Genomic DNA, 22,358 nt, shown 5'->3' on the forward strand with positions numbered 1-22,358 from the left:
CAATTGCTGCGCCTCGCCCTCAACTCTTCGGCACCGGCTGCCGGCGCGCCGGGCGGGTCATTGCTTCGAGTTCAAGCAACTGGTTGAGCTGCGCCTCGGTCAGAAGCTTTTCCTCCAGCACGATGTCGGCGACCGAGCGGTTCTCCTTGAGCGCACGGCGCGCCACGCGCGATGAGGCCTCGTAGCCGAGCGACGGCGCCAGCGCCGTGATCAGGCCGATCGAGCCCTGCACCAGGCTGCGGCAGCGCTCGCGATCGGCCTCAATGCCGTCGACGCAACGCTTGGTCAGTGTATCGACCGCCGCCGTCAACATGCGCAGCGAGCTCAAGACGCAATAGCCGATGGTCGGCTCGAACGCGTTGAGCTGCAACTGGCCACCCTCGGCGCACATCGTCACCGTGAGGTCGTGCCCGATCACCAGGAAGGCCACCTGATTGACCACCTCGGGAATGACGGGATTGACCTTGCCCGGCATGATCGACGAGCCGGCCTGCACGGCGGGCAGGCGGATTTCGCCAATGCCGGTGCGCGGCCCCGACGACAGCAGCCGCAGGTCGTTGCAGATCTTGGACAGCTTGACCGCGACGCGCTTGAGCACGCCGGAGAACAGCACGAAGGCGCCGAGATCGGACGTCGCCTCGATCAGGTTGGAGGCAAGCACCATCGGCTGGCCGGACAGCCGCGACAGCTCCTCGACCGCGAGCGCCGCATAGCGCGGATCGGCATTGATACCGGTACCGATCGCGGTGGCGCCGAGATTGACCTCGCGGAACAGCGCGGAAATCTCGTTCAAGCGCGCGACGTCCTCCTTCACGGTCACGTGGAAGGCATCGAATTCCTGGCCGAGCGTCATCGGCACCGCATCCTGAAGCTGGGTCCGCCCCATCTTCAACACGTCGGCGAACTCCACCGCCTTGCCCTTGAGGGAGTAGGCGAGATCGTCCAGCGCACGCACCAGCGGCTGGGTGGCGAAGATCACCGCGAGCCGCAGCGCGGTCGGATAGGCGTCGTTGGTCGACTGCGCCATGTTGACGTCGTCGTTCGGATGCAGCGCGTGATAGTCGCCGGGCTTGCGCCCCATCAGCCGCAGCGCGACGTTGGCGATCACCTCATTGGCGTTCATGTTGGTCGAGGTGCCGGCGCCGCCCTGGATCGCGTCGACGACGAAGGATTCGGCATAGACCTTTTCGGTCGCAATCTGGGTGCAGGCCGCCTCGATCGCATCCGCCTTCTCGGGTGCGAGATAGCCGAGCCGCTTGTTGGCGCGCGCGGCGGCCTGCTTCACCAGCGCCAGCGCGCGGACGAATTCCGGGAAGTGCCCGACCGGCACGCCGGTGATCGGAAAGTTCATCACCGCGCGCTTGGTGTGAATGCCCCACAGCGCATTGGCCGGCACGTCGTCCTCGCCGAGCAGATCGTGCTCGGTGCGGGACTGCGCCTGCTCGATCGGCACGGTGCGGACGGTCGCGACCGCGAGCTCGCTGGGGCCGCCGCTCTCGCCGGAGGCGGACGCGGCAGCTGCAGTGTTGGCGGTCTCAACCTTCGATTCGGTCATCGGTACCTCCGTTACGTCTCGCAGATCTTGTCGTCAGCGACGCCGGCGATGATGCGCCGGGCGGGCGTCGAAAGCCAATGCCTATCGGCAGTGTCTTGCACACCGGTGAGCGGCAAGACGCGGAAAACCGGCATTGGCGCGCGCCGAAGCGGGAGATTAAGGGCTTTGCCTTATCCGTCATGATAACAACAACTTATAGCTCGCTATCGTGGCTCGCTTGGCGAGCGATGCGGCTGCTTTCTCAGCCCCGTCGTCGCGTGCTAGACGAGCATCGACTGGCGCAAGGGCGCCGCCGACACTGAACGAACCAAGGGCCAAAGCCGTGTCCAACAACAACGAAGCGATCACCATCAAATTCCGCTGCCCGGCGGAGCTCGAGGGCAAGATTCCGCCGCCGGTGCCTGCATCATTGGGTCTTCCCGGATGGCTCAAGGCGATGCCGACGCAGGCCTTCAATACGATGAGCAATCGCGAAGAGGATACCGTCAAGCGCTGCCCGCCATTCGTCGATGCGATGACATCGGGTTTCCTGTTGCCGTTGGTCTGCGATCTCAAGGTCGAGAATGGCGCGATCACCTGGGACAACGACCTTCCGGCCGGCGGCGCGCTCGAATTCCCGCGCTCGCCGGTCGGATTCCACGACGAAAGCCAGGTGGTCGGCTCGCCGCTGTTCGAGCCCGACCGCTTCGTCATCAAGTTCATCAATCTGTGGACCATCGAGGCGCCGCCGGGCTACTCGCTGTTCTTCACGCATCCGGTCAACCGGTTCGACCTGCCGTTCACCACGCTGACCGGCATGGTCGATTGCGATCTGTTTCACGACAGCTGGGTTCACTTCCCGGCACGCTGGCACGACACCAGTTTCAACGGCGTGTTGCCCAAAGGCACGCCGGTTGCGCAATGCTTCCCGGTCAAGCGCGAGAACTGGGTCGCGCAGACCGCGGCGATGACGCCGGATGAAACATCGCGCGCCCAGGAACTGACCAACAGGATGGCCCGCGAATCCGGACTCTATCGCCGCCAATTCCGGACGTAGAGCGGGCGCGCGAAACCGCGTTGCGGGCGATGACGGGCGTGGGTGGGGAGAAGATTCTCTCCACTTGTCGTCCCTGCGAAAGCAGGGACCCATACGCCGCAGCGAGTGTTGTGAACAGGACTCGTCGTTCTGGCATTGCTCAACAATGACCATTGGTGGTTATGGGTCCCTGCTTTCGCAGGGACGACGGTGCACCAGCGGCCGAAGCTCTAGATTCTTTGACGCGTTTTCCTGGCGCGAACCGGTGTCCGAAAACGCTAGCTCAGAAATTCCGCAAAGGCGCTGCGACGGAAGAAGAAGCGGCCGTGCGATGACATGATCAGCGCGGCGGTCGTGCGGCCGATCATTTGCGGCCGGCCGCGCAACGCCAGACGCAGATTGGCCTCGCCGGCGGCGCGGTCGCCCATTTCCAAAAGACTGGCGGAGAAGCTGAGACGCATCAAGGGATCGTCGGGCCGCTGCGCCATCACCTGGCGGTAGAGATCCGCTGCGGCAGCATATTCGCCATCGAGCAGCAGCACACGCGCGAGCGCTGCCAGAACATCGGGATGTCCCGGCGCCGCATTGCGCAGCTTCTCCAGAATCTCGCGCGCCCGGCCACGCTCATTGCGCTGGGGCAGCAGCTGCGCGAGCAGGAGCTGAAACTCGAGGCTCCCGGGCGCGAGAGCAAGCGCGCTCTCAATGACGGCAACCGCCTCGTCGATGCGACCGGCCGAGTGCAATTGCCCTGCCAACGCCTGGAATGCCGGCAGGTACGGCGGCCGCCGCGCGGTGGTTCGCCGCAGCACATCGATCGCCTCGCTGCCGCGACCGGCGCCGCCGAGCGCTGCGCCGAGCAGGGTCTCGAGGCCAGGATCGTCGACGCGGCGCACGGCTCGCTCGAGCGGCGCGATCGCCTCCTCGTTGCGGTTCTGGATCATCAGCGCCCGCGCCAGGATCGAGGCCGCGCCGACATCGGTCCGGTTTGCCTTCAAGACCTCTGCCGCCAGCCGCTCGGCTTCGACGACCTGTCCCATCTGCAATGCGACCACGGCGCGTTGCAGAATTGGGGATGGGCTGGGCCCGCGATTGGAAGGAGGCGGCGGTTTCGGCATGCGGTCCGTCGTGAGATGGTTCTTGTCAGCCGTTATCACTGCCGCCGACGGAGCGTCCAGCGAAAGTCGCATCCGGACACCGAGATGCCGTCCGGTTCCAGCCTCCACCGTCCGATTTCATGCATCCCTGCGGCTGTCGGGCGACAGGGACCAACCGCCCTCTCCCTGCAATTTTTCGACTGCTTAACCTATTCAATCTAGCTTGGGTTGCCATCACAGGGCCCGGCTTGATGCTCTCGGTCGCGGCCAGCAGATAGGGCCAGATGATCGACGAGCTTGGCGACGAGACCTCGGACGCATTGACGCCGTAGCCGCCGGACCGAATGTGATCGGCAACGGCGAGGTGGATGTAGGGATCGTCGAGGGTGAAGATCAGCCTGCCGTCGCAGAGCGTGACGCTGAAGATCAGCGTCGCCGCGAACAGCACGAGCCACAGCAATGCCGTCACAAGCGGGACGCTCTGCCGGATCGCGCTGGATCGCGGGAACGACGCGTGGTTGGCGGCGACGCCGGGCATCAGATACGCATCCGTTTGAAGATCGCCTCCGGCAGCGCGCAGATGATCGCCATCACCAGGCGGAAGCGGCGGGCCACATAGATCACGTCACGCGGCCTCGTCACATCGGCCCGGAAGATATCCTCCGCGACCCGATCCGGCTGCACCGTCAGGGGACCCGGCAGCTTCATATGCGCCGTCATCCTGGTCCGCACGAATCCCGGCTTGACGGTGACGACACGGACTTTGCCCGCAAGCGCCAGGCGATTGCGCAAGCCGGACAGGAATTGCGAGAAACCGGCCTTGGCCGCGCCGTAGTAATAGTTCGAGGCCCGCCCGCGATCGCCGGCGACCGAGCTCACGCCGACGATGGTTCCCGAGCCGCGCGTCGCGAAGGCTTGCGCGAACAGTTCGAGCAGCAGCGCGGGCGCCTCGAAATTGGTGCGCATGATCTTCGTCGCAAGCTCGGGATCGGTCTCGGCACGCGGTTGATCGCCGAGCTCTCCGACAACGCATACGACGGTGTCGGGAAGTGTGGAAAGGCCGGCGACGAAGCCGGCAAGCTGCCCTGTCTGCAACACGTCGAGCGCGACAACCGAGGTTTCGATACCGCTTCGCGTCTTGATGTCGTCCGCATTGCGCTGTGCCGCCTCGATATCGCGGGCGGCGAGCATCACGCGCCATCCCTCGCTCGCATAGCGCAGCGCGGTCGCGTGCCCGATGTCCGAGCTGCCGCCAATCACCAGAATTGATTTTGTGCCGGTCATCAAATTCCAAGTCGTGCTGAAAGATGGGATACGAGGCGGCTATTCGCCCCGGTCTGCTGGCGGATGTCCCGCAAGGCCCCAAGGCCGGGATATCCGGATTCGAATGTCGCGCGGGACTGCCGCGCGTCCTTGGCGAGATAGAGCCGGCCGCCGGCATCGACCACCAGCGCATCAAGCTGGTCTAGAAACCCGAACAGCGCGTCGCTGACCGGAAAGTCCATCGTCAACGTGTAGCCGCGGAGCGGAAACGACATCGGCCCGCTGCCTTCGCCAAGCTGCTTGAGCACCGCGAGAAACGACGCGTCGCCGCGCCGTGACACACGATCGAGAATTTCGGCGAGAACACGGCGCGCGCGGTCGAGCGGGATCACGCATTGATATTGCACGAAGCCACGCCGGCCGTAGATCCTGTTCCAGTCGGCGATCGCATCGAGCGGAAAGAAATACGGGTCCCAATGGACCAGCCGCGGCTTGCCCGGATGCGCGGCGCCGCGGCGGAAGTACAGCTCGTTGAACACCCGCATCGATGCGCGATTGAGCAACCATCCCGGAAATAGCTCCGGGACCGCGAGCCGCGACGTGCGAAGCCCGGGAAACGTCTCGAGGGCGGGCCCCAGCATATCCTTGTCGCGGCGCGTGGCGTGCTCGGCGAGATAGACCAGCGATCGTCCGAGCGCCGCACCGCGCGCAAGGCAGTCGATCCACGCCACCGAATAGGTGCTCGATGTGCTGCTTTCCAGCTGATCGATCGCCACGTCGAGATTGCCGGCGACGCGGGTGTCCTGACGCAGCCAGGCGGTCTCGATCGGCAGCAGCCGCAGCGTCGCGTCGAGGATCATGCCCGTCAGGCCCATGCCTCCCAGCGTCGCCGCGAACAGCGCGGCATTTTCCGATCGCGAGCAGGTGACGATCTCGCCGCCAGGCAGCGCGAGGCGGAACGAATCGACGATGGTGCCGAAGCCGCCATCGCGATGATGGTTCTTGCCGTGAACGTCGGCCGCGATCGCGCCGCCGATCGTCACGAATTTCGTGCCGGGCACGACCTTGAGGAAGAAGCCGCGCGGCTCGAAAACGGCAAGGATGTCGGCGATGGTCACGCCGGCTTCGACCGTCAATCGGGCGGTTGCGGCATCGAAGCTCCGCATCCGGTTCAGGCCGCGCGACGAAATCGTCGATTGCGTTCCGATCGCGGCATCGCCGTAGGCCCGCCCGGCCCCGCGCGCGACGACGCCGGACCGCGCAAGCAGGTGGTCCCGCGCGCCTGCGGGCGTCTGCGGCGCCAGCAGTTCGGACGACGCCTTGGGATAGTTGCCCCAGCCGGACAGGCCAGTCCCGCCCGGACTGGAGGTCGACATCACAGCTCCTGGTAACGCAGCCGCCGGCATCGCTAGATGGCGGCGAGCATGATGGCGCCGATCGCGCCGAGCGCGACCCAGCTGACGCGATCCCTCAGCGCAAAGATGACCGGATCGTCGTCGATCAATCCGCGCTGCGCGAACAACATCACGCGGCCGATCCAGTACATCAATATCGGACAACCGACCCAGAGTAGTTGCGGATGGCTGTAAAGCGCGCGCACCGTATCGGACGAGATGTAGAGCGTGAAGATCACGACGGCGTTGAAGCCTGATGCGGCGGCGAGGATCGCGATCATCGATTTGTCCTCGACCCGGTAGCCGCGCGCCGCCAGCACGGCGCCGTCCGGTTGGCTGGCGAGCTCGATATAGCGCTTCACCAGCGCCAGCGACATGAAGATGAACAGCGAGAACGCAAGCAGCCATTCCGACATCGGCACGCTGATCGCGACCGCGCCACCGATCACGCGGACGGTGTAAAGCGTGGCGAGCACGACGACGTCGACAGTCGCGATGCGCTTGAGCCAGAACGAATAGGAGGTGGTCAGCGCGAAATAGCCGAGCAGGACGCCCCCGAACTCGATCGATATCGACATTGCGATCGCAAATGCAGCGACCAGCGCCAGGGCCATCGCGCCGACGGCTTGCGATGCCGGGATGGCGCGGCTTGCGATCGGACGGTTGCGCTTGGTCGGATGCGCGCGGTCGGCCTCGACGTCGAGAAGATCGTTCAGGATGTAGGCGCCCGACGCACAGAGCGAGAATGCGATCACCGCAAGCAGCGACGTCGCCGCCGATCCCAATGCGAATTTGTGTGCGGTCAGCAGCGGCACCAGCACAACGGCGTTCTTGGCGTATTGATGCACCCTGAACAGCTTCAGCCAGCTGCGCATGCCGACCTGCGCGGACGGCTCGGATCGACCGGGGCGCGCGAGGCGCGATGCGGAATCGGGCAACACGACCGCCGCGCTGCCGATATAGTCAAAACCCTGGCGAAGCACGGGCGGCAGCTCTTCGCGCTGCGCCGCCGGCAATTGACGTCCCGGCGCGGCGGCCCAGGCGGTGAAGACGCCAAGATGCTGGGAGACCGCGCTGACGAACGGCTCGGGTTGGGTTTCCGAGCAAAGGTAGACCGGGCGGCCTTCGCCCAGCACCTGCAGCAGGAACCTCACCACGTCGTGGTCGAATTGCGCCCGGGATGGATCGAACCCCGATGGATCTGCAGCATGCCTCGATCGCGCTTGCGGTCCAAGGAAAGCGGCGATCGCCGCAATGAACGCGCGAAAGCGGTCGATCAAATCGGACGCGATATCGGCCGGGACGGAGCTTCCCCGCACCATGACCTCGTCGACATCGATGACGAGCGGCCGGCCCTTTGAACGCAGCGGATCGCGAAGGGCGTCGCCGCCCCCCTGCTCAACCCGTTCTGGAACGCTAGCTCGCATACGCGCGGTCTTCCGGTGCCCCCTCCCCATTGTCCCGGGCTTTCCCTAATTTGGGGTGAACTTGATCTCGGGTGAACTTGGGGGAGCAAACGCCGGGCAGATCGCGCCGGAATGCATGGTGCAAAAGCCTCGCCGACAACGCGCGGCCGAGCGAAAAATGGCGATCCCGGGAAGACTCGAACTTCCGACCTACGGTTTAGGAAACCGTCGCTCTATCCGGCTGAGCTACGGGACCGCACCGCCCGCAGCGAAAGCATGCGGGCGTCGCCATCCCATAGCAGAGCTGCCGGGTGATCGCCAGCCCGCGCCACAACGGACGCGCGCGAAGTTGCGCGGCGTTTGGCGCGTCGCGCGTTACGCCACCTGCCGGGCCGGATTCGGGGCGCCATCCGCGCTCGCCCGACGCGCCGGCAGAAACTCGATGGCCTCATCCTTCAGCGAGCCGAAGCGCAGCGTCATGATATCGAGTGCATAATTCTGGTAGAGCCGCCACGGCCGGCGCGAGCCCTGCTTGGGGAACCTGGCGGCGGCGCGCTGGATATAGCCCGAGGAGAAATCCACCCAGGGCAGTTCGGTGACGGTCGGATCGTTCCGCCGCGGCGTGACTTGCGCGTAGCCGTTCGCCTTCATGTGGTTGAGCATGCGGCAGACATATTCGCAGGTCAGGTCGCATTTCAGCGTCCAGGATGCGTTGGTGTAGCCGAAGGCGGCAGCGAGGTTCGGCACGCCCGAGTACATCAGCCCCTTGTAGTTCATGGTCTTCGACAGATCGACACGCGCGCCGTCGACATTGATCTCGAGACCGCCGAGCACCTGCAGATCGAGGCCGGTCGCGGTCACCACGATATCGGCGTCGAGCACATTGCCGCTCTTGAGCTTGATGCCCCCACGCGTGAAGGTCTCGATCTGGTCGGTGACGACGGACGATCCGCCGTTGCGCAGCGATTGGAAGAGATCGCCGTTCGGCACAAGGCAAAGCCGCTGGTCCCAGGGATTGTAGCGCGGCGTGAAATGGGTGGCGACGTCGTAGTCGGGGCCGAGCGCGTGACGCACTCCGCCGAGGATCAGCTTCTTCACGCGCTCCGGATCGCGCTTGCAGAGCCGGTAGAAATACATGCCGAACAGCACGTTCTTCCAGCGGGTGAGGCCGTAGGCGAGTTTTGCGGGCAGCCGCGCGCGCAGCCAGTTGGCGACCTTGTCCTCGTCCGGCCGCGCCACGACATAGGTCGGCGAACGCTGCAGCATCGTGACATGGGCGGCGGTCTTGGCCATTTCCGGCACCAGCGTCACCGCGGTCGCGCCGCTGCCGATCACCACCACCTTCTTAGCCGTATAGTCGATGTCGTCGGTCCATTTCTGCGGATGGACGACGCGGCCGGTGAAATCGGCGATGCCGGGGAAGTCGGGCGTATAGCCGTGTTCATATTTGTAGTAGCCGCTGCACATGAACAGGAAGTTGCAGGTGAGGCGCTCGATCGTCTTCTCCGGCCCGCGCTCGACCTCGACCGTCCATTGCGAGTCGGCGGACGACCAGTCGGCGCGCACGACGCGGTGGTTGTAGCGGATGTTCTTGTCGATGCCATAGACGCGCGCGGTCTCCCGCACATAGTTCAGGATCGAGGGGCCGTCGGCGATCGCCTTCGGCTCGGTCCACGGCCGGAACGAATAGCCGAGCGTGTACATGTCGGAGTCGGAGCGGATGCCGGGATAGCGGAAAAGGTCCCAGGTGCCGCCGATGCAGTCGCGGCCTTCAAGAATGGCGTAGCTGCGGTCCGGGCAGTTGGCCTGCAGATGGTAGCCGGCGCCGATGCCCGACAGTCCCGCGCCCACGATCAACACGTCGAAATGAGCGGACATGCCCTGACCCTCTCCCGTGGCAGTATTGACAATACGTATTGTCAGATAACTTGACATCTGACAATGCCTCGTGTCAATAGACTTTCATGGCAAGCAGCCGGAAAGCCCGCCTCTATGGCGGTATGGACGCCGAGGAACGCCGCACCGAGCGGCGGCTCAAGCTGATCGATGCGGCGATCGAGGTCTATGGCGAGGTCGGCTATCGCGGCGCCACCGTGAAGGCGATCTGCGAGGCGGCCGAACTGACCGAGCGCTATTTCTACGAGTCCTTTGCCAACAGCGAGGCCCTGCTGATCGCCGCCTACGGCCATGTCGTCGGCCACCTGCACGATGAAATGACCGCTGCCGCCGCAGCCGCGGGCGACGATGCCGAGATGAAGCTGCGCGCCGCCCTGACGCTGTATTTCACGCGGCTGAAGCAGCACCCGAAGCCTGCGCGGGTCTTTCTGCTGGAAATTTCCGGCATCAGTCCGGCGGTCGATGCCGTCAAGCTCGACGCCCTGCGCGTCTTCAGCGACATCCTGGTGCCGCCGACGCTCGATGCGAAGCGCGGCAAGGGCGCGGCCGCCTCGCTGCTCTCGGTCGGCATGGTCGGCGCCGTCATCTCGATCGCGCTGCGCTGGGTGTCGAAGCAATACCCGCAAGCCGTCGAGGAGGTCGTGGCGATCGCCGCCAGCTTCTGCCGCGTGGCGCTGACTGAGGCCGACCACCGTGAGGATGGTCACTTATCGTAGCGGTCGGACCGTACCGGCGAGCCGACCCGCCGATTTTCGATCATGTTTCGCCAGTGCTTGCGGACCCGGCCCCTAGCCTGTCGCTGATTTAACTTGCATATCGGGCCCCTCGGTTTTCTTATGCCCGGTACCGGGCGCAACGAGGTGCAGCCTGTTTCGCCTGACAAAACAACGCTGTTTGCATCGGCGGAGCTGAATTTTGGTCGACCTGCACAGGCTTGACGATGTGACCGCGCGCCTCGGCGATGTGGTTCTCGATCCATCGACCTGGCCGTCCTTCATGGACGAGGTGTGCGCCGCCGTTGGCGCGACCGGCGCTGCGATGCTTCAGAGCGATATCCGCACCGAAGACATTCCGCGCACGGACTCGATCACCGAGTATTTCACCAAGACCTACTTCCCGCACAATCTTCATCTAACCGACATCCGCGCGGCCCGCGGCGTGCCGCTGATGCACGCCGGCGTCGACGTCATCACCGATGCGGATCTGTTCGAGTCCGAAACCGAGATGCTGCGCGATCCGCTCTACGCCACGCTCGGCGAGTTCGGACTGAAATGGTTCGCGGCCGTCGGCTTCCACTCCGGCCCGGCATTGTGGGCACTGACGATCCAGCGCTCACCCAGGGAAGGCCTGTTCGACGCCGACGAGATCAAGGCGCTGCGAAGGGTGTCGGCGCCGCTCACGGAAGCCGCGACGCTGTCCGCCGTCGTCGGCCGCTCCGCGCTCTCGGGCATCACCAGCGCACTCGATCTGATCCAGGTCGCTGCGATTGCCGTCGGCCGCTTCGGTGCCGTCATCGGCATGAACAGCCAGGCGGAAAGCTGTCTCGGCTACGACCTTGCGATCCGCAACAATCGCCTCACGCTGCTCGACCGGCAGGCCAATGCCGATCTGACCAGGCTGATCGACCAGCTGGCCCACAGCTCGGACCTGCACCCATTACCGTCGTCGCCGATCGTGGTGCGCCGGATCGACAAGCGGCCGATCGTGATCCAGATCCAGCCGGTCCCTCCGGCCGCGCGCTCGCCGTTCCTGGGGGCGCGCGCGATCCTGTTGATCCGCGACCTCGAAGGCAGCGCGGCGTTCGATCAGGCGCTGCTGGCGGCGACGTTCGAACTGACGCCGGCGCAGGCACGCCTCGCCACCCGGCTTGCACGCGGCGATTCGGTCGAAGCGGCCGCGCAGGAGGCCGGCGTCGCCCTTGCCACCGCGCGCAATCAGCTCAAGACGATCTTCCAGAAGACCGGCACGCACAGGCAGGCGGAACTGGTCGCACTGCTGCATAGGGTGAAGTGAACTATTCGGGGCGAATTGTTCTGATCTCCGGCCCTTACGATGGGAATTCTTCAATTATTCCAATCGTGAAGGCCGTGTTCCATCAGGCGAGGCAACATTCCACAGGTCAGGAAAATCGTCGGGTTCCCGGGTGACAAGTGTCACTAAAATGGCGACAATCTGCTCACTCTGTGTCGTTCGGGTTTGGTCTCAATGTCCGTGATGCCGTCACGATCATCGACGTTGGCTGTTGCTGCTTTCGCCGCCGCTTGCGTGCTGGCGCCGATGAGCACGCACGCGCAATGGTGGCGCGGCGGGCCGAAGGACTTCGAGGACTGCGCCGACCTCGCCGAGAAGGCGAAGACCAGGGAAGACAAGACCGCGCAACTCGCCGAGTGCAACGCCAAGTTCGCCGGCCGCCGCAAGCCCGGCGGCGGTTACACCTATTACGACTTCATGCAGGACCGCAGCTTCGACATCGCCGGTCCCAATCCGACGCCGGACGAGCAGAAGAAGATCGACCAGGAATATACCGGCTACCTCGAGCAGCAGCGCCGCTCGCGCATCGTCGCGGCATTCAATGCGAAGCAGCTCGAGCGGCAGGAGACACAGCCGGTGCGGCCGCCGCAGATCCAGCAGGCATCATTGCACAATGAGCCGGTGCGCAGTGAGACTGCGAAAGTCCCCGTCCCCGCCACAAGGCCGGTCAAGCCGCGGGTCGCTGCCGTCCCTATTCCCGAGCCGCGGCCGCGGGCAAGCAACTGCGTGAAGGGTACGTTCTCCTGCGAATGGCCGCGGCTTTCCGAGGGATTGGACGGCCTGAAGAAGCTGTTCACGCCGACACCGCCGCCACCGACCAAGGTTGCGAAGCGAAACTGACGACTCGCTTAGTCATTCCGGGGCTCGCGCAAGCGAGAACCCGGAATCTCGCTGCCATTACCGTCGAGATTCCGGGTTCGTCGCTTCGCTCCGCCCCGGAATGACACCGCAGGCTCAATCGGTAATCACCATCGCCCAGAACCTGCGGTACGGCGACTTCGGGTTGTCGACGAAGGCGACGCCGACGCGCTTGGCGCCCGGCATCAACAGGTTCTCGCGATGGCCGGGCGAATTCTCCCACTGCTTCAGCATCTCGGCGAAGGCGATGAAGCCGGCGCCGATATTTTCCGCGGCGCGCTGTTTCTTGAGCGGCGCGATGCGCGTGAAGAAGCTGCCGCCCGCGGAGTGGCTGACCGATCCGGTCGCCGACATCGCCTGCGCCTGCTTCAGCGCCATCGCGTTCAGCTTCGCGTCGAGCTTCACCGCGGGCATGCGGTTGGCGCGCCGGTAGGCGCTGATCGAGCCGGCATAGTCGGCGGCGCCTGCGGCCGTGGCGAAGCCAAACACGAAGGTGAGCGCGAGGAACAGCAGCTTCATCTGAGGTCGTCTCTGTAATGGATCAGCGCGCGCGGGTGCGCTTGTGGTGCCGGGGCGCGACCGATCTGTGCGCAGGCACGGCCGCTCGGCTCGCTGCCGCAGCCGCCGCGCGTTGCTCCTGCAAGCGCGCATCATAGCCCGGCGACGGTGTCACGGTCGGCGGCGCCGCACGGACCGGGCCGGCCGCGAGTGCAGCAAGCGTGAGCAGCATGATGCTGGACCGTTTCATGATGTCACCTCCTCTGTTGTTCGATCGACGTGGCGAACGATCATCGGCGTTCATGGTCGCTGCCATCGCGGATCTGTTCGGGCGTCAGCCCCGGCGATCCCTTGCCGTCCGCCTCCGCGTTCCGAATCAGCGCGATGACGCGGCGCGACAATGGCGCCGCGAGCCCGCGGCGATCCGCGATCGCGGTGATCACGCCCTGCAGATAGTCGATCTCGGTGCGGCGGCCGCGCTGCAGATCCTCCCACATCGAGGAGCGCGCCTCGGGATCGATCTTCATGGTGCGGCCGAGCAGCATGTCGAACAGCGCATCCGGCAGCCGCAGCAAAGACGGCATCCAGCTCGACGGCAGCGGCGTCGGCGACACCGGCGCAATGCCTTCGGCGCGCACCGCGGCCAGGCCCTCGGCCATCTGATCGGCAAGCAGTCGTCGCCAGCCGCGCTGCGCGAGCTGTTGCCGCAGCGGAATATTGGACAGCGCATTGAGCGCATTGTTGAGGTTGACGATCAGCTTGCCCCACTGCACGCCGTCGATATTGCCGGTGTCCTTGATCGCAAGGCCCGGCACCGACAGCCGCATTGCGGTGCCCGCGTCATCCTGCGCGATCACGATGTCGCCGGAGGTCGAGCGATGGAAGCGGCCGTCGCCGAGCGCGACCACGTTGAACGGCACCATGCCGCCGAGCACCTTGCGGCCCTGCAGGCGGTCGCGCAGCAGCGGCACATTGCCGACGCCATTCTGCAGGCTGATCACCGCGGCATCGGCAGGCGCGTAGTGCGCGATCACATCGGCCATCGCGGCGGTGTCGGCACTCTTCACTGTCACCAGCACGGTTTGAACGTCGGACAAGATCGACGGATCGTCGGACACAATGAGCCGGTCCGCGGATACCGTCCTCTCGGAACCGTCAAAGCTGCTGATCCGCAAGCCGTTGCCTTCGATCTCCTGGATCAGCCGCGGCCGCGCCAGCAGCGCGACACGGCGCCCCGCGGCCGCGAGCATGCCGCCGACGAAGCAGCCGATGCTTCCGGCGCCCGCAATGCCGATCGGCCGGTCCTGGTTCATCTGTCCAAACGTCCATTCATCATTGGCTCGATAGCAGACCTTGGGTTGCCTGCCTATTTCGACGCACCGCAGGCCGGGTGGCCCGCCTTGTAACCGTCATGGGCGGAAGCTATGTTTCCCGCTCGGGGCACGGTTGCGGCAGGAGACGATCATGGGTTTACTGGACGTACTCAACGGCATGCAGAACGGCCCGCGCGGTCCGAGCGCGCCAAGCACATCATCCGACAGCTCCAGCGGCGGCGGAATGTCGCCGATGACGATGGCGATCCTCGCGCTGCTCGCATGGAAGGCGGTCAAGCATTTCTCGGGCGGCCAGGCGGACGCGAGCGCCCCTGAGCCGAAGCCGGCGCAGGCGCCGCCGCTTCCTCCCGGCAACGTCACTGCAGGCCTGCCCGGCGGCGCCGGTGGCGGCGGGCTCGGTGATCTGCTGAAGGGCGGCCTTGGTGGCCTGCTCGCCGGCGGCGCAGCCGGCACCGTGCTCAGCGGCGGCCTCGGCGACCTGCTCAACCAGTTGCAGCAAAAGGGTCACGGCGACGCGGCCAATTCCTGGGTCAGCAACGGTCCCAACAAGCAGATCGCGCCCGGCGATCTCGCCAACGCGCTCGGCGCCGACCAGATCGACTCGCTGGCGTCAACGAGCGGCCTGTCGCGCGACGATCTGCTGCAGGGCTTGAGCCAGTATCTGCCCGACGCGATCAATCACCTGACGCCGGACGGACGGCTGCCGAGCGGCGACGAGTTGCACCGCAGGCTCTGACGGCAGCGTTGATTCCATCTGAGGAGGACGACAGTCATGGGCGGCATCATCTGGGTCATCATCGTCGGCTTTATCGCGGGGATCATCGCGCGGTTCCTGTCGCCGGGACCGAACAATCCAAGCGGCTTTATTCTCACCACCGTGCTCGGCATCGCCGGTGCGTTTCTCGCGACCTTCATCGGCCAGGCGATCGGCCATTACGGTCCCGAACAAGGCGCCGGCTTCATCACCGCCACGATCGGCGCGCTGGTGGTGCTGTTCATCTGGAATCGGCTGGTCGCGGCGCGCGTGATCCCGGATCCGGGAAACAGGTGACAGCACAGCAAACCGAATATCGATCCAAAATCAAAATGCCCGGGCCTGGCCCGGGCATTTTCGTTTCCGTAACGGTCGGCAGACGTGGATAGCCAGTTCACTGAATCAGATGCATGCCGGCATCCATGCGGACGAACTCGCCGGTCATGTTGCTCGAGGCCGGGCTTGCCAGGAAGCAGACCAGATTGGCGATATCTTCGGCCGTTGATGCGACCTTCAGCGGCACCCGCGCGACCACGGCATCGCGCACCTGCTTGGCGCCCGTCTCGCCGCGCCCCTTGGTGAACCAGGGCGTATCGATATAGCCCGGACACACCGTGTTGACGCGGATCAACGGCGCCAGCGCGCGCGCCAGTGACTGCGTCATGGTGTTGAGCGCGCCCTTGCTCGCGGCATAGGCGACCGACGAACCACCGCCGGAAATGCCGGCGACCGAGGAGACGTTGACCACCGCCGAGGGACGGCCAGATGCCTTCGCGCCGGCTTCGAGCAGCGCGCGCGCGGCACGAACCATCTGGAACGGGCCGATGGTGTTGACGGCGTAGATGCGCTGGAAATCCTCCGCGGTCAGGCCGTCGAGATCGTGATGCGGCACGTGCTTGGTGGTGCCCGCATTGTTGACGAGCACGTCGAGGCGGCCCCAGCCCTGCGCGGCGGCTGCGATCTTCTTGCAGTCCTCATCGCGCGAGACGTCGCCCTGCACCACCAGCACCTCGGCGCCCTGCTTGCGGCAGGCTTCCGCGGTCGCTTCAGCTTCCGCCTTGCTGTTGGAATAGTTGATGATGAGGCGCGCGCCCTGCGTGGCGAGGATTTGCGCGGTGGCGGCGCCGAGTCCCGATGCCGATCCCGTCACGATCGCGCACAAACCATCCTTGGACATCTGCATTTTCCTTGTTGTTGTGAGCCAGATGAACTCCGGCGGCGGCACACCATATCGCGTGAGACAGCATCTGCAAACCGCGCCAAACCTTCACGTATAGGCATTCGGCCCCTTTTGCAGGCTGGCCCACTGCGCCTCGTCATGGCCGCAGATGATCCTGACGCCGGATGCCTCGAGCCTGGCGATCTCGTCGAGCGACTTCAGGAACTGGTCGACATCGAGACTGTTCTTCGGTGAAGTCCGCTGGTCGAGATTGGCGCGCACACTGAGCGCGTCGGAGGCGAGCAGGAATTCGCCGCTGTTGTCGAGCTTGACCAGCGCGCCGGTCGTTCCCTTCGAGTGGCCGGGCAGCGGGACCAGCGTGAGCTTGCCGTCGCCGAACACATCCATCTGCTTATCGAAGATCTCCATCTTCAGCGGATGATCCCAATCCGCCTTGATGTATCCGCGATCGAACGCGTTATCGGCATTCGCCGCCTCGACCTCGAGTGCGTGCACGAAGATCGTCGCCTTCTTGAAGAAGGCGTTGCAGCCGCAATGGTCGGTGTGCAGGTGGGAGCAGATCACCACGTCGATGTCGTCGGGGCCGAGGCCAACGGCCTTCAGGCTCGTCAGCACATGGTCGTCCGCCGGCATGATCGGGCGCATGTATTTGGCCAGCGTGCCGAGCCGTCCTTCAGGATCGGTCGCGACATCGGGATGGCATCCGGTATCGAACAGCATATTGCCTTGCGTGTGCCGCAACAGCACGCAGGACACCGGAAGCTCGATCATCTCGCCGCGCGCCGCGTCAGGCAGATAAGTCCGCTTCGACATCTGGAGACGGCCGCCCGACAACATGTGCATCTTCATCTCGTTACCTCCGATTTTGGCTTCAAATTACATATGAGTTTTATGGAAACTCATAATGGATTTGACAGCATATTATTCGTCCTTATAGCTTCCGCGCAACGTCGCGATCGCATGACAAATGCGCTCAACGAAGCACCCGGCTCTTTCGGATCGGCATCGTTGACATCGATCAGCGGCCGTCAGAGGGAAGTTTCGCCACGATGTACACCGTGTTCAGCACGTTCGCTGCGACATCCGATGCGGCAGCGTTCAAACCCTTTCTCTGCATTCCCGCGCGTCCCGACCGCGCATACTTTCCCGATGGCGTCGAACTGTCCTATGGCGCCATTGCGCGGCAGGTCTGCGCATTGCGCGATCAGTACCGCGCAGCAGGCTTCGGCCACGGACACCGCGCCTGCCTGCTGCTGGAGAACCGGCCCGATTTCATCGTGCATTGGCTGGCGCTCAACGGCCTCGGCGTCTCGATCGTTCCGATCAACCCGGCCTATCGCGCGGCGGAAATCGCGTACCTGATCGCGCATGCCGAGCCTGACCTGATCGTCACGCTGGCCGATCAGAAGGAATTGCAGAAAGCGTTGACCGGCGACGTTCCGCTGCTCACCGTCTCCGGTGACGATCTCGGCGCCGGCATCGAGAAAGTCCCGCCGGCCAGGCGGCCACCACCGCACGCCGGCGAGCCGGGAAGCGAGACCGAGGCTGCGCTGCTCTACACGTCAGGCACGACGGCGCGCCCGAAGGGATGCATCCTGACCAATGAATACGTGGTCTCGACCGGCCGCTGGTACATCAGCCACGGCGGCGAGGCGACGTATCATGCAGGAACGGAGCGCCTGTACAGCCCGCTGCCGCTGTTTCACATGGCCGGCCTGACGCTGACCCCGATCGCGATGATGCTGACCGGCGGCTGTCTGATCCTGCCGGAACGCTTCAACGCGAAACATGCCTGGCGCGACATCGTCGCGTGCCGGGCAACCGTGCTGCATTATCTCGGCGTGATCGTCGCGGCCCTGCTGGCGCAGCCGGAGACGCCGGACGAGAAAGCCCATGCGCTGCGCTTCTCGATGGGCGTCGGCGCCAATCCCGAGCAGCGCGCGCGGGCTCGCGAACGCTTCGGCATCCCCTTCGTCGAAGGCTGGGGCATGACGGAGACCGGACGCAGTCCGTTCAACACGGTCGAGCCGCGCCATCTCGAGACCAACACGATCGGCCGCAGCGTGCCCGGCCTCGAAATGATCATCCTCGATGCCGACGGCAATGCGCTGCCGCCAGGCGCAGTCGGTGAGCTCTGCGTGCGCCATTCGGAAGCGACGCCGCGGCGCGGCTTCTTCTCCGGCTATCTGAAGGACCCCGAGGCCACCGAGCAGGCCTGGCGCGGCGGCTGGTTTCACACCGGCGACAGCGCCTGGCAGCACGAGGACGGCGCCTTCGTGTTCGTCGACCGGCTGAAGCACCTGGTTCGGCGCGCCGGCGAGAACATCTCGGCGGCGGAGGTCGAGGCCGTGCTGACGACGTCGCCTCTGGTCAAGCAGGCCGCAGTCGTCGCCGCGCGCGATCCGATCCGCGACGAGGAAGTTGCGGCCTTCATCGTGATCAACGACGGCACCGATGCTGCACGCGAGCTCGCGCAAGACATCTTCCATTTCTGCCGCGAACGCCTGGCGGCGTTCAAGCTGCCGGCGTGGATCGCCTTCGTGGCGGAGCTGCCGCTGACCTCGACCAACAAGATCCAGAAACACGTGCTGCTCGGCGCGGACAGGGATCCGCAGTCGCATCCGGGCATGATCGACCTGCGGCAAGACAAGACCAACGCCATAAGGCAATCGAAGTAGAGGAAACCAGGGACAATGACATCGAGATACGGATGGATGGCCGCGAGCGCTGCAATCCTCTCAGTCGTCTTCGCCGCACCATCCCACGCGCAGATTTCCGACGACGCGGTGAAGATCGGCGTGCTGACCGATCAGGCCGGCCTCTACGCCGACGCTGCCGGCCCCGGCGCGGTCGAAGCGGTCCGGATGGCGATCGCGGATTTCGGCGGCAAGGTTTTGGGCAAGCCGATCGCCATGGTCGATGCCGACCATCAGAACAAGGCGGATATCGGCGCCGGCATCGCGCGGCGCTGGTACGAGCAGGAGAATGTCGACGTCATCGTCGATTTCGCCAATTCCGCGGTCGCTTTCGCCGTGCTCGAGCTCACCAAGCAGAAGAACAAGGCGATGCTGGTGTCGTCGGCCGGCTCTTCCGATCTCACCGGCAAGGGCTGTTCGGCGAATTCGGTGCAGTGGACCTACAATACCTATGCGCTCGCCAACAGCACGGTTCGGGCGCTGGCCAAATCGGGGGCCAAGAGCTGGTACTTCGTCACGGTCGACTACGCCTTCGGCCATGCCCTGCGCAACGACGCGGCCAGGACCGTGGAGAAGGTCGGCGGCAGCATCGCCGGCGAGGTGCGGCATCCGCTCAACAGCATGGATTTCTCGTCCTATCTGCTGCAGGCCCAGAGCTCGAAGGCCGATGTGATCGCCTTTGCCAACACCGGCGGCGACCTCGCCAACTCGATCCGGCAGGCGCAGGAATTCGGGATGGCGCACACGCAAAAGCTCGCAGCCTTCCTGATGCAGACCAGCGACATCCACGCGATCGGTTTGCAGGCAGCCCAGGGGCTGCAGCTCGCGACCGCCTTCTATTGGGATCTCGACGACAAGACCCGCGACTTTGCCGCGCGATTCATGGCCAGGACCAAGAAGCGGCCGACCATGGTGCAGGCCGGTCTCTACTCCGCGGTCATGAACTATCTCAAAGCGGTCGAGAAATCCGGCACCGACGACGGTCCCAAGGTGATCGCGCAAATGAAGGACATGCCGATCGACGATTTCTTCGCCCGCAACGCATTCCTGCGCGAGGACGGTCAGCTCATCCACGACATGTATCTCGTGCAGGTGAAGTCGCCGGCCGAATCGAAGGGCGCCTGGGACTACGAGAAGCTGGTTCAGGTGATCCCGGGCAAGGAGGCGTTTGCCACGCCCGAGGAGAGCGCCTGCCCGCTGCTGAAGAAATGATTGCCCGCATGAATCCGCAAACCACAAGCAAGGTTGGACACCAAATGACCGAGCTGCCGCTGCTTTTCACCCCGCTGCAACTGCGCGACCTCGAACTGAAGAACCGGATCATGGTCTCGCCGATGGCGACCTATTCGGCGCGCGAGGGGCGCGCCACCGATTGGCACACCGCGCATATCGGCAAGCTCGCCGCCGGCGGCGCCGGCCTCGTGTTCGTCGAGCAGAGCTCGGTGAACACCCAGGGGCGCATCACCCATGGATGCCTCGGCATCTGGGACGATACGCACATCGCGGACCACGCCGCCCTCGCCGCGCTGATCCACAGCTTCAACGCCAAGGCCGCGATCCAGATCGCCCATGGCGGCCGGAAGGGCTCCTCGCAGCGGCCGTGGGAAGGCGGCAACCCGCTGGGTGAGGCCGACATCAAGGCGCGCGGCGAAGGCCCGTGGCAGATCGCCGCCTCGAGCGGCATCCCGTTCGACGACGGCTGGCCCTCGCCGCAGATGATGACGTCAGAGCAGATCGATGCCTTGGTGGACGACTACCGCCAGGCGTTTCGACGCGCCAGGGCGGCCGGCTACGACGTCATCGAGCTGCACTGCGCGCACGGCTATCTGATGCACTCGTTCCTGTCGCCGCTGGCGAACAACCGTAACGACGACTATGGCGGGTCGCGCGAGAATCGCATGCGCCTGCCGCTGCGCATCGCGGCGATCATGCGCGAGGAATGGCCGGACCATCTGCCGGCCCTCGTCCGCATCTCCTCAGTCGACGGCGTCGACATCGGCTGGTCGATCGAGGACTCAATCGCGTTTGCGACCGAGCTGAAGGCGGTCGGGATCGACATGGTGGACTGCTCGTCGGGCGGCATGAAATTGCCGCGCGGCAATTCGCTGGTGTCGCGCACCCCGGGCTTCCAGGTGCCGTTCGCCGAGCGCATCCAGAAGGAAGTCGGCATGCCGACGGTGGCGGTCGGGCTGATCCGCGAACCGGACTACGCCGAAGCCATTTTGCGGGACGGCAAGGCGACGCTTATTGCGCTCGGCCGCGAACTGCTGTGGAATCCGAACTGGCCCGCGCAGACGGCACTTGCGCTCGGATGCGATCCGGAGTGGACGAGTTGGCCCGAGCAATATGGCTGGTGGCTGAAGCGGCGGGTGGCGCAGCAGGGACGATAGCGATGCCGGTGGCGAAGAAAGATTTGGCGAAAGCCGGCGCGGCTGCCGGCGCGCGGACTTTCGACCGCCCCGATTTCCCCGGCGATACCTCGCGCGACCTGCCGAAGATGGACAATGCGGTCAAGTCGGCGCGGCGCGTGTTCGATGTGCTCGAATTCTTCGAGGAGCACCAGCGCGCCGCTTCCGCGATCGAGGTCGCGGCCGCGCTCAAGTTCCCGCAGTCCAGCACCTCGGCGTTGATGCGAACGATGACGGCGTTCGGCTATCTCCACTATGACACCAGTCGCCGCACCTATATCCCGACGCCGCGGATCTCGATGCTGGGGCACTGGCTGAGCCCGGCGCTGTTCACGAAAGGACGTCTGGTCAATTTGATGGAAGAACTCTCCGCGCGGACCGGAGAGACCATCATGCTCGCGGTGCGCAACGGGCTCAGCGCGCAGTATGTCCATATCATTCAGGCCAAGCTGCCGATGCGGCTGTATGTCAAGGCCGGAACGCTGCGGCCGCTGGCGCGATCCGCATCGGGTTACGCGCTGTTGTCGGCCTATCCCGACAAGGAGGTGCGCCGCCTGGTGCGCCTGATCAACGCCAACGAGACCCGGCCCGACCGGCAGGTCGACGTCAAGGCGCTGCTGCTGGAGCTGAAGAAGGTCCGCGCCAAGGGGCACGCCTTCTCGCTCGGCCTGGTCACGCCGGGCGCGGGCGCCGTCGCCATGAACCTGCCGCCATCAGCGGAATCGAACGAACCGCTGGTGCTGTGCGTGGCCGGATTGAACGACGCGCTGGTCACCCAGGAAACCGAATTCGCCGACCTGATGCGGAAAGCGATCGAGTTTCATCTGGCGGACTGAACAGATGTCACCGGCCAGTTTGCGCGTGTGCGTGGCATACAAACAGGGACCATCGAAAGTTCACTATGCGGAATTCATGCGCCGCGTCCGGCTTCATGCCATCCGCGCAAGTGGCCCTGCGGGCAGCGCTTGTCACGGCT

22 protein-coding genes and 1 tRNA gene are annotated in these 22,358 nt (G+C 65.0%); 10 read left to right on the forward strand and 13 right to left on the reverse strand.

All coding sequences use genetic code 11. The features are described 5' to 3' along the window. Positions 1 to 19: 19 nt before the first annotated feature. Complete coding sequence (locus ACVWYP_RS02800) at positions 20 to 1,555, reverse strand: aspartate ammonia-lyase (RefSeq protein ID WP_080686802.1); 1,536 nt, start codon at positions 1,553 to 1,555, stop codon at positions 20 to 22. A gap of 322 nt (positions 1,556 to 1,877) precedes the next feature. On the opposite strand from ACVWYP_RS02800, the gene ACVWYP_RS02805 reads away from it, so the two are divergent. After that, positions 1,878 to 2,591 (forward strand): hypothetical protein, encoded by a 714-nt coding sequence (locus tag ACVWYP_RS02805; RefSeq protein WP_028341840.1) that lies wholly within the window; start codon positions 1,878 to 1,880, stop codon positions 2,589 to 2,591. A gap of 257 nt (positions 2,592 to 2,848) precedes the next feature. Here ACVWYP_RS02805 and ACVWYP_RS02810 read toward each other — a convergent pair whose 3' ends face one another. The 7 genes from ACVWYP_RS02810 to ACVWYP_RS02840 form a co-directional block, all read right to left on the reverse strand. Further along, positions 2,849 to 3,685: a tetratricopeptide repeat protein gene (locus tag ACVWYP_RS02810; RefSeq protein WP_453945785.1), complete on the reverse strand. Its 837-nt coding sequence runs from the start codon at positions 3,683 to 3,685 to the stop codon at positions 2,849 to 2,851. 25 nt (positions 3,686 to 3,710) lie between these two features. Further along, on the reverse strand, positions 3,711 to 4,202 hold the full coding sequence (locus ACVWYP_RS02815) for a hypothetical protein (RefSeq protein ID WP_304497654.1): 492 nt from the start codon (positions 4,200 to 4,202) through the stop codon (positions 3,711 to 3,713). After that, positions 4,202 to 4,948 carry an SDR family oxidoreductase gene (locus ACVWYP_RS02820; RefSeq protein WP_304497655.1) on the reverse strand — a complete coding sequence of 249 codons (747 nt, stop codon included), beginning with the start codon at positions 4,946 to 4,948 and terminating at the stop codon, positions 4,202 to 4,204. The genes ACVWYP_RS02815 and ACVWYP_RS02820 overlap by 1 nt, the downstream gene beginning before the upstream one ends. Further along, on the reverse strand, positions 4,948 to 6,303 hold the full coding sequence (locus ACVWYP_RS02825; protein ID WP_304497656.1) for an FAD-binding oxidoreductase: 1,356 nt from the start codon (positions 6,301 to 6,303) through the stop codon (positions 4,948 to 4,950). The genes ACVWYP_RS02820 and ACVWYP_RS02825 overlap by 1 nt, the downstream gene beginning before the upstream one ends. 32 nt (positions 6,304 to 6,335) lie before the next feature. After that, positions 6,336 to 7,778: a UbiA family prenyltransferase gene (locus tag ACVWYP_RS02830; protein ID WP_456683983.1), complete on the reverse strand. Its 1,443-nt coding sequence runs from the start codon at positions 7,776 to 7,778 to the stop codon at positions 6,336 to 6,338. Positions 7,779 to 7,906: 128 nt separating this feature from the next. After that, a tRNA-Arg gene (locus ACVWYP_RS02835) sits at positions 7,907 to 7,983 on the reverse strand. Positions 7,984 to 8,102: 119 nt separating this feature from the next. After that, positions 8,103 to 9,605 carry a flavin-containing monooxygenase gene (locus ACVWYP_RS02840; RefSeq protein WP_304497658.1) on the reverse strand — a complete coding sequence of 501 codons (1,503 nt, stop codon included), beginning with the start codon at positions 9,603 to 9,605 and terminating at the stop codon, positions 8,103 to 8,105. 86 nt (positions 9,606 to 9,691) lie between these two features. On the opposite strand from ACVWYP_RS02840, the gene ACVWYP_RS02845 reads away from it, so the two are divergent. From ACVWYP_RS02845 to ACVWYP_RS02855, 3 genes are all read left to right on the forward strand, one after another. Then, a complete protein-coding gene (locus tag ACVWYP_RS02845; protein ID WP_304497659.1) occupies positions 9,692 to 10,339 on the forward strand; it encodes a TetR/AcrR family transcriptional regulator in 648 nt (215 codons plus the stop codon). Positions 10,340 to 10,538: 199 nt separating this feature from the next. Next, a complete protein-coding gene (locus tag ACVWYP_RS02850; RefSeq protein ID WP_304497660.1) occupies positions 10,539 to 11,636 on the forward strand; it encodes a helix-turn-helix transcriptional regulator in 1,098 nt (365 codons plus the stop codon). 192 nt (positions 11,637 to 11,828) lie between these two features. Continuing rightward, complete coding sequence (locus ACVWYP_RS02855) at positions 11,829 to 12,494, forward strand: hypothetical protein (protein WP_304497661.1); 666 nt, start codon at positions 11,829 to 11,831, stop codon at positions 12,492 to 12,494. 114 nt (positions 12,495 to 12,608) lie between these two features. Here ACVWYP_RS02855 and ACVWYP_RS02860 read toward each other — a convergent pair whose 3' ends face one another. From ACVWYP_RS02860 to ACVWYP_RS02870, 3 genes are read right to left on the reverse strand one after another with little or no spacing between them, the layout of a single operon-like run. After that, positions 12,609 to 13,031 carry a CAP domain-containing protein gene (locus ACVWYP_RS02860; RefSeq protein ID WP_253606148.1) on the reverse strand — a complete coding sequence of 141 codons (423 nt, stop codon included), beginning with the start codon at positions 13,029 to 13,031 and terminating at the stop codon, positions 12,609 to 12,611. Positions 13,032 to 13,053: 22 nt separating this feature from the next. Then, the gene (locus ACVWYP_RS02865; protein WP_304497662.1) at positions 13,054 to 13,260 is read right to left on the reverse strand and encodes a hypothetical protein; all 207 of its coding nucleotides are present in this window, start codon (positions 13,258 to 13,260) and stop codon (positions 13,054 to 13,056) included. Between the two features lie 40 nt (positions 13,261 to 13,300). After that, entirely contained in the window at positions 13,301 to 14,323 is a 1,023-nt protein-coding gene (locus ACVWYP_RS02870; protein ID WP_304497663.1) for a 2-dehydropantoate 2-reductase, read from the reverse strand. Positions 14,324 to 14,474: 151 nt separating this feature from the next. Between ACVWYP_RS02870 and ACVWYP_RS02875 the strand changes: the two genes are divergently transcribed. Then, complete coding sequence (locus tag ACVWYP_RS02875) at positions 14,475 to 15,080, forward strand: YidB family protein (protein ID WP_304497664.1); 606 nt, start codon at positions 14,475 to 14,477, stop codon at positions 15,078 to 15,080. A 36-nt stretch (positions 15,081 to 15,116) separates the two neighbouring features. Then, a complete protein-coding gene (locus ACVWYP_RS02880) occupies positions 15,117 to 15,395 on the forward strand; it encodes a GlsB/YeaQ/YmgE family stress response membrane protein (protein WP_028336227.1) in 279 nt (92 codons plus the stop codon). 97 nt (positions 15,396 to 15,492) lie between these two features. Here ACVWYP_RS02880 and ACVWYP_RS02885 read toward each other — a convergent pair whose 3' ends face one another. Further along, the gene (locus ACVWYP_RS02885; protein WP_028341853.1) at positions 15,493 to 16,275 is read right to left on the reverse strand and encodes an SDR family NAD(P)-dependent oxidoreductase; all 783 of its coding nucleotides are present in this window, start codon (positions 16,273 to 16,275) and stop codon (positions 15,493 to 15,495) included. A 90-nt stretch (positions 16,276 to 16,365) separates the two neighbouring features. Continuing rightward, the gene (locus ACVWYP_RS02890; protein WP_304497665.1) at positions 16,366 to 17,127 is read right to left on the reverse strand and encodes an N-acyl homoserine lactonase family protein; all 762 of its coding nucleotides are present in this window, start codon (positions 17,125 to 17,127) and stop codon (positions 16,366 to 16,368) included. Between the two features lie 200 nt (positions 17,128 to 17,327). Between ACVWYP_RS02890 and ACVWYP_RS02895 the strand changes: the two genes are divergently transcribed. The 4 genes from ACVWYP_RS02895 to ACVWYP_RS02910 are packed head-to-tail and all read left to right on the forward strand — an operon-like array spanning position 17,328 to position 22,218. Further along, on the forward strand, positions 17,328 to 18,956 hold the full coding sequence (locus ACVWYP_RS02895) for an AMP-binding protein (RefSeq protein ID WP_304497666.1): 1,629 nt from the start codon (positions 17,328 to 17,330) through the stop codon (positions 18,954 to 18,956). Between the two features lie 15 nt (positions 18,957 to 18,971). Continuing rightward, positions 18,972 to 20,186: an ABC transporter substrate-binding protein gene (locus tag ACVWYP_RS02900; RefSeq protein WP_028341855.1), complete on the forward strand. Its 1,215-nt coding sequence runs from the start codon at positions 18,972 to 18,974 to the stop codon at positions 20,184 to 20,186. A 44-nt stretch (positions 20,187 to 20,230) separates the two neighbouring features. Further along, positions 20,231 to 21,364, forward strand: coding sequence for an NADH:flavin oxidoreductase/NADH oxidase (locus tag ACVWYP_RS02905; RefSeq protein WP_304497667.1), 1,134 nt, complete (start codon positions 20,231 to 20,233; stop codon positions 21,362 to 21,364). A gap of 2 nt (positions 21,365 to 21,366) precedes the next feature. Next, complete coding sequence (locus ACVWYP_RS02910) at positions 21,367 to 22,218, forward strand: IclR family transcriptional regulator (RefSeq protein WP_304497668.1); 852 nt, start codon at positions 21,367 to 21,369, stop codon at positions 22,216 to 22,218. The last annotated feature ends 140 nt before the right edge of the window (positions 22,219 to 22,358 follow it).

This window comes from Bradyrhizobium sp. USDA 3262 (assembly GCF_054060035.1).

Coding starts and splice junctions, on each gene's coding strand:
- ACVWYP_RS02800 (WP_080686802.1), bottom strand. CDS start 1,555: ATGACCGAATCGAAGGTTGAGACCGCCAACACTGCAGCTGCCGCGTCC.
- ACVWYP_RS02810 (WP_453945785.1), bottom strand. CDS start 3,685: ATGCCGAAACCGCCGCCTCCTTCCAATCGCGGGCCCAGCCCATCCCCA.
- ACVWYP_RS02815 (WP_304497654.1), bottom strand. CDS start 4,202: ATGCCCGGCGTCGCCGCCAACCACGCGTCGTTCCCGCGATCCAGCGCG.
- ACVWYP_RS02820 (WP_304497655.1), bottom strand. CDS start 4,948: ATGACCGGCACAAAATCAATTCTGGTGATTGGCGGCAGCTCGGACATC.
- ACVWYP_RS02825 (WP_304497656.1), bottom strand. CDS start 6,303: ATGTCGACCTCCAGTCCGGGCGGGACTGGCCTGTCCGGCTGGGGCAAC.
- ACVWYP_RS02830 (WP_456683983.1), bottom strand. CDS start 7,778: ATGGGGAGGGGGCACCGGAAGACCGCGCGTATGCGAGCTAGCGTTCCA.
- ACVWYP_RS02840 (WP_304497658.1), bottom strand. CDS start 9,605: ATGTCCGCTCATTTCGACGTGTTGATCGTGGGCGCGGGACTGTCGGGC.
- ACVWYP_RS02845 (WP_304497659.1), top strand. CDS start 9,692: ATGGCAAGCAGCCGGAAAGCCCGCCTCTATGGCGGTATGGACGCCGAG.
- ACVWYP_RS02855 (WP_304497661.1), top strand. CDS start 11,829: ATGTCCGTGATGCCGTCACGATCATCGACGTTGGCTGTTGCTGCTTTC.
- ACVWYP_RS02860 (WP_253606148.1), bottom strand. CDS start 13,031: ATGAAGCTGCTGTTCCTCGCGCTCACCTTCGTGTTTGGCTTCGCCACG.
- ACVWYP_RS02865 (WP_304497662.1), bottom strand. CDS start 13,260: ATGAAACGGTCCAGCATCATGCTGCTCACGCTTGCTGCACTCGCGGCC.
- ACVWYP_RS02870 (WP_304497663.1), bottom strand. CDS start 14,323: ATGAACCAGGACCGGCCGATCGGCATTGCGGGCGCCGGAAGCATCGGC.
- ACVWYP_RS02875 (WP_304497664.1), top strand. CDS start 14,475: ATGGGTTTACTGGACGTACTCAACGGCATGCAGAACGGCCCGCGCGGT.
- ACVWYP_RS02880 (WP_028336227.1), top strand. CDS start 15,117: ATGGGCGGCATCATCTGGGTCATCATCGTCGGCTTTATCGCGGGGATC.
- ACVWYP_RS02885 (WP_028341853.1), bottom strand. CDS start 16,275: ATGTCCAAGGATGGTTTGTGCGCGATCGTGACGGGATCGGCATCGGGA.
- ACVWYP_RS02890 (WP_304497665.1), bottom strand. CDS start 17,127: ATGAAGATGCACATGTTGTCGGGCGGCCGTCTCCAGATGTCGAAGCGG.
- ACVWYP_RS02895 (WP_304497666.1), top strand. CDS start 17,328: ATGTACACCGTGTTCAGCACGTTCGCTGCGACATCCGATGCGGCAGCG.
- ACVWYP_RS02900 (WP_028341855.1), top strand. CDS start 18,972: ATGACATCGAGATACGGATGGATGGCCGCGAGCGCTGCAATCCTCTCA.
- ACVWYP_RS02905 (WP_304497667.1), top strand. CDS start 20,231: ATGACCGAGCTGCCGCTGCTTTTCACCCCGCTGCAACTGCGCGACCTC.
- ACVWYP_RS02910 (WP_304497668.1), top strand. CDS start 21,367: ATGCCGGTGGCGAAGAAAGATTTGGCGAAAGCCGGCGCGGCTGCCGGC.